Below are 2,052 nucleotides of genomic sequence, written 5' to 3' on the forward strand. Positions count from 1 at the left end.
GGATGTTACATAAATACTAAATTTATCACCTTTTTTAATTGGAATGTACTTGTTCAATTTAATGGTGTGGTATCCCCGATAAGGTGAAACGCCTTTTTGAGTATAGACCACAGCACCATTCACTGCAACTTTAATTGTATAATCCATGCCGCTCTGATTAAAGTAGGTTCCAACAGCAGCTATCAAATCATCTTCGACACTGACAAAGTTATTCACATTTGTTATAGGAGTGCCGTATAATTCACTGGTTTCATCATACATCATAAATTCCCAAATACCTGTAAAATCATATTGATAATTCTTATTGTATGGCAAAGTATTTTCAAACACATATGCGACCGCCTGTTCTGTTAGTTTGTCATCGGCGCATAATGTTCCATCATAATATGAAATGAACATGTATCCTCCATCACCACATTGGGCTCCCCAACTGTTTTTGATAATCCATGCCCCATCACCTTCAGGTGTGGTGGCGAAGTTTTCTTTTGAATAATTATCATCCCATCCAACAATAGCAACTGCATGATTTGGAGCACCATTCAAATGATAAAAAGCACCCGAAGTATCGTTATAACCTTCTGGATCTTGAAAAGCATCAAAAAGTACAGCCAATGCACCATATTTAAGAATAGCTTTTTTAAGAGCAGGATTTCCTGGAATTGATACTTTTCCAGAATCAATTAAAACAAAATCCTGAAGGTGTATTGTTTGATTTGTGTGGATTGAAGGAGATAATTTTCCAACTTCATCATATATGTCATAAACCTGCGGAAATGCTCCAATCCAAGATAAAAGATAACCTGCCGCAATCATTTCATTCGCACTTTCGACATTACCGGATCCGTATCTGCTGAAAATAAGCATGGAATCCTGCATATTATTTTCTGAAATATCATATGATATCCCAGTATTTTTCAATAAAGCAGATTCAAATGCTGCTATTCCACCAAATGCCCAACAAGAACCCATACTTCCTTGATCCCTAACTGGTGTAAGCCATCCGATTTCCCTCAAATCAAATCTGGTAGGAAGAATACTAAGGTCAATGCTGTTTGTGGTTAAATTTAATTTCATTCCCTCACCAAGAATCACACTTGGATAATATGTGTTATTCAAATCATCTTTAGAAATTGTATCGTTCCCATATATTCGACCTATTGTTGATTCAACATCATCAAAATAAGTATAAACAGGATTATTGTTGTTGTTAAAGGTTATATTATCCAGATGATATTCGGCATCATAAATTAATATTCCACCGGCCATTGAAGCGCTATTATTATTGAATTCTGAATCCGTAAGATTTAAAAGGCCGAAATCAAAATATAGTGCGCCTCCGGATGTTTGATAATCAGGCTGTGACACCACTTTATTTGAATTGAATTTACAATTGGTTATTTCTGCAATTACATCTGAAAGATATGCTGCCCCTCCGGCATAAACTGCAAAACAGTCGGTGAAGCTTGAATCTTTAAGGGTTAAATTACCGGTTAGCTGAACAAAAGCCCCGCCAAAACCTGAGGAAATATTATTGAAAGTTGAATTTCGAATAGTTATTTCAATTGGTTCTGTAATTGGTTCGGTACCCTCTCCTTCGACATCGACAAATACTGCCCCTGCATTTTTAGTTGAAGTAGTATTTGCAAATAAACAATTTTCAATAATTGCCTGTTTAGGTACCCGAATTCCTACAGCACCAACGGATTCATTTGCTTTTAAATTATAAAATTTAGTATTATTGATGATTACATAGCACTCTTGAGCAAATACTGCAGGAGCATATTTTGACGAAACATTATTGAAAATACAATTATCAATAGATAATACAGTGAAATCCTGCTCGTTAGTAGAAATTGATCCCCACTTACTGAAATATTTTGATGTAAAATTACTGTATTCAACATTTAAAGTACCAGTTTCCAAATAAAGTGCACTGCCCCTATCTGAATAACCATCAATAAAGTTACAATTAGAAATATTAACAATGGCATTTGCCGCAATAGTCATTGCTCCTCCAAAGAGTTTTGCACCATTGTTAATAAATGTAACATT

At 35.0% G+C, this 2,052-nt stretch carries 1 protein-coding gene; it reads right to left on the bottom strand.

Annotated features, from left to right (window positions below; translation table 11 throughout):
• The coding region (locus ACKI5C_RS02100) for a C1 family peptidase (RefSeq protein WP_407431552.1) at positions 1 to 2,052 on the bottom strand (2,052 nt) is incomplete at both ends.

Source organism: Methanobrevibacter sp. (assembly GCF_045646045.1).
In the GTDB taxonomy this organism is placed as follows: domain Archaea; phylum Methanobacteriota; class Methanobacteria; order Methanobacteriales; family Methanobacteriaceae; genus Methanocatella.